The organism is Nocardia sp. NPDC058666 (assembly GCF_042714895.1).
Classification (GTDB): Bacteria; Actinomycetota; Actinomycetes; order Mycobacteriales; family Mycobacteriaceae; genus Nocardia.
This window is the reverse complement of the sequence record NZ_JBHXRY010000042.1, coordinates 1-3,129: the sequence shown is the minus strand read 5'-3', so window position 1 is coordinate 3,129 and position 3,129 is coordinate 1. Positions and strand designations below refer to the sequence as shown.

Genomic DNA, 3,129 nt, shown 5'->3' with positions numbered 1-3,129 from the left:
CCCACGGGCAGGCGCTGGACCCGGTTCTCCTTGCCCTCGACCGGCGAGGGCAGGATCCGGCCCTCGGGCCGGACGGCCAGCTGGAGCGACTCGCGGATGAACTCCATCGCGAGGTGGACCTCGTACTCGGCCTTGGGACGGGTCCCGCCGAGCTCGTCGATCATCGCCTCGACGATCTCCTTCTCGCGCTCCTCGGTGATCCGCAGGGCGCGCTCCAGGACCGCACGTCTGATGTAGGGGCTGGTGGCGGCCCACTCCCGCTGGGCGCGCTCGGCGCCGCGGTAGGCCTGGTCCACCTGCTCGACGGTGGCCACGGTGATGGCCGCGAGCTTCTCCCCGTTGTACGGGTTGACGTCGATGATGTCCCACGAACCGGTACCGGCCAGCCATTCGCCGTCGATGTACTGGTGAGCCAGGTCGCTGAATATGGACATGCCATCCCTTACTGCGAGCGCGCACCCGTGCGCTGCACCGGAGACCGATCGGTCATCATGCACTGATCAGACGTCATACTACGTGCGAATCAAGACAGTTGGAGCAGACCGCGAAGAAGATCCCGGGTCCGGTCGGGATCGGGGCAGTCGGCCTGGAGCCGTTCCATCGCCCGCTCGTACTGCCCCACTTCCTCGTCCTTGTCCAGGTAGAGGGCACTGGTGAGCTGTTCCAGATAGACGATGTCCTGGAGGTCTGACTCGGGGAAGCGCAGCAGGGTGAAGGCTCCGCTCTCGCCCGCGTGGCCGCCGAAGGAGAAGGGCATCACCTGGAGCTGCACGTTGGGGCGCTGGGAGACCTCGATGAGGTGCTCCAGCTGGCCGCGCATGACCTCGCGGTCGCCGTACGGGCGGCGCAGCGCGGCCTCGTCGAGGACGGCGTGGAAGACCGGGGCGTTCTCGGAGACGAGGACCTTCTGCCGCTCCAGGCGCAGCGCGACGCGGCGGTCGATCTCGGCGCCGGTGGCGCCGGGCATGCCGCGGCTGACGACGGCGTGGGCGTAGGCCTCGGTCTGCAGCAGTCCGTGGACGAACTGGACTTCGTAGATGCGGATGAGGGAGGCGGCGCCCTCCAGACCGATGTACGTCTGGAACCACCCGGGCAGCACGTCGCCGTAACTGTGCCACCAGCCGGTCGCGTTGGCCTCGCGGACCAGTCCGAGCAGCGACTCGCGCTCGGTGCTGTCCGTGACTCCGTAGAGCGTGAGGAGGTCCTCGACGTCTCTGGCCTTGAAGCTCACCCTTCCCAACTCCAAGCGGCTGATCTTCGATTCGGATGCGCGGATCGAGTAGCCGGCCGCCTCACGGGTGATGCCGCGGGATTCTCGGAGTCGCCTGAGCTGGGAGCCCAGGAGGATGCGGCGCACCACAGAACCGCTTGCTTCTGCGGTCACTAGTACTGCCCTCCCCATCGCATTGGCGTGCGCGTGGTGTGCGCGTGCGTCTCGGGGCCCCCGTACCCCAGGGGCCGCAGTCTGCCACCAAAACGCATCGGCCCGTACTCGTTCTGTAACGGAATCCCGTCTGTAGGAAAAGAAGTCCGTAAGTATGCGTAGGAAGAAATGAGTCAGAACCGTCACGGGAGTGGACAGGTCCGGCGCGTGCACGTGCATCTGCCCTTGCATCCGGCTCCGGCATTCGGAACGATGGTCCCCGCGCACCTGCGTGCTGTTCGCGCCGGCGCCGGACCCACCCCGCAGTTCTTTCTGGACGGAGTTGACCGCTCCGCCCGCGAATCCCGGGAGTGCCTCGCATGGGGACGAATGGATCGACCATGCTCGAGCCGTTACGGCAGGGGCTTCCCCCGGTTGACCCCACGGCTGTCTCCGGGTCCGCCTCATGCGCCCTTCCCGCACGCTTCGACGCGGTGCGGGGCGCCCGCACCTTCACCCGGTCGACCCTGTCCCAGTGGGGGCTCGACGACCGTTTCGACGATGTCTCCCTGGTCGTCTCCGAACTCGTCACGAACGCGCTGCGCCATGCCCTGCCCGAGGACAGGCGCGGTCCGGACGCCGAGCCGGAGCCGCCGGTACGGCTGCACCTGATGCGGTGGAGCACGCGGCTGGTGTGTGCGGTGCGGGACCCCAGCGAGGACCGGCCGGGCGGGGCGTTCTCACCGGAGCGGACCTCGGAGAACTGCGACCTGGAGTCCGGGCGCGGGCTGTTCCTGGTGGACGCGTACAGCGACAGTTGGGGCTGGCACCCGCTCGCGGGACGGCTCACCGGCAAGGTCGTCTGGGCGCTCTTCCTCCTCCAGGACTGAGCGGCCGACCGCCGCCGATCAGGGGCGCACACAGGACAACTGGCCGGGATTGATCATTGCGATCAGTCCCGGCCAGTGCACGTGCATGGCGTGATTGGGTGCGCTGTTCCGTCAGCCGATCAGATGATCGAACTCGCCGTCCTTGACGCCCAGCAGCAGGGCCTCGATCTCCGCCGGCGTGTAGACCAGTGCCGGTCCGTCGGGAAAGCGCGAGTTGCGCATGGCGACGTCGCCTCCCGGCAGCCGCGCGAACTCCACGCAGGAACCCTGCGAGTTGCTGTGCCTGCTCTTCTGCCACGTCAGCTCAAACAAGGTAGCGAGTTCTGCAGCTGCCATCCCGTTGTACGCGTGGTCCACAGGAAGCCCCCGATAGTGCAGATGTCAACTCCTCCGGATCATAGCTGTGTTCATGAGCGGCTGCATGGGCAGATGCACGTGCACGCGGGGTGGTCCATTGATCACTCACAGGTCCGTCCTCAGGGGTGAAGGGCCTCGGACACCTCGTCCAGCGAGTCCAGGAGCTGCGGGGCGGCCCCGCGCAGCACCCCCTGCCCGGGCGCGCCCCAGTCCGCCAGCACGGCCCTGACCTCGTCCCACTGCGGCACCCGGCGCTCCCGAACGGCCTTGGCGCCCGCCCCGGTGGCAGTGCGCAGCGCCTCGGCCAGGTCGGCGGCGCCCGGCACCGGAGCCTGCCCGCGGTCCGGGACATGGGCCTCCAGCAGCATGGCGCACCGGCCCATCGCGGCGAGGGCGTCCCCCGCGCCGTCGGCGGCCGCGTGGGACAGCCCGCGGTGGCGCACCGGCTCCCCGGCGGCCCGGTCCAGGGCCTCCTGCCACGCGATGCGGGCGTCGCGGGCCGCCAGCAGGGCCTCGCGC

At 69.0% G+C, this 3,129-nt stretch carries 5 protein-coding genes; 1 reads left to right on the top strand and 4 read right to left on the bottom strand.

What is annotated here, in order from left to right; all coding sequences use genetic code 11:
• Both ACFWVD_RS28190 and ACFWVD_RS28185 read right to left on the bottom strand, forming a co-directional pair.
• Nucleotides 1-434, bottom strand: a 434-nt coding sequence (locus ACFWVD_RS28190; RefSeq protein ID WP_379247882.1) for an aldehyde dehydrogenase family protein, incomplete at its 3' end; no start/stop codon positions are given.
• Nucleotides 435-523: 89 nt separating this feature from the next.
• Nucleotides 524-1,384: a helix-turn-helix domain-containing protein gene (locus tag ACFWVD_RS28185; RefSeq protein ID WP_379247880.1), complete on the bottom strand. Its 861-nt coding sequence runs from the start codon at nt 1,382-1,384 to the stop codon at nt 524-526.
• A gap of 380 nt (nt 1,385-1,764) precedes the next feature.
• On the opposite strand from ACFWVD_RS28185, the gene ACFWVD_RS28180 reads away from it, so the two are divergent.
• Nucleotides 1,765-2,253 (top strand): ATP-binding protein, encoded by a 489-nt coding sequence (locus ACFWVD_RS28180; protein WP_030383575.1) that lies wholly within the window; start codon nt 1,765-1,767, stop codon nt 2,251-2,253.
• 111 nt (nt 2,254-2,364) lie between these two features.
• On the opposite strand, the gene ACFWVD_RS28175 is transcribed toward ACFWVD_RS28180, so the two are convergent.
• Together ACFWVD_RS28175 and ACFWVD_RS28170 are read right to left on the bottom strand one after the other, a co-directional pair.
• Complete coding sequence (locus ACFWVD_RS28175) at nt 2,365-2,589, bottom strand: DUF397 domain-containing protein (RefSeq protein WP_221510446.1); 225 nt, start codon at nt 2,587-2,589, stop codon at nt 2,365-2,367.
• Nucleotides 2,590-2,729: 140 nt separating this feature from the next.
• A partial coding sequence (locus tag ACFWVD_RS28170) for a hypothetical protein (RefSeq protein WP_379247878.1) occupies nt 2,730-3,129 on the bottom strand: 400 nt, incomplete at its 5' end.

Coding starts and splice junctions, on each gene's coding strand:
- ACFWVD_RS28180 (WP_030383575.1), top strand. CDS start 1,765: ATGCTCGAGCCGTTACGGCAGGGGCTTCCCCCGGTTGACCCCACGGCT.
- ACFWVD_RS28175 (WP_221510446.1), bottom strand. CDS start 2,589: ATGGCAGCTGCAGAACTCGCTACCTTGTTTGAGCTGACGTGGCAGAAG.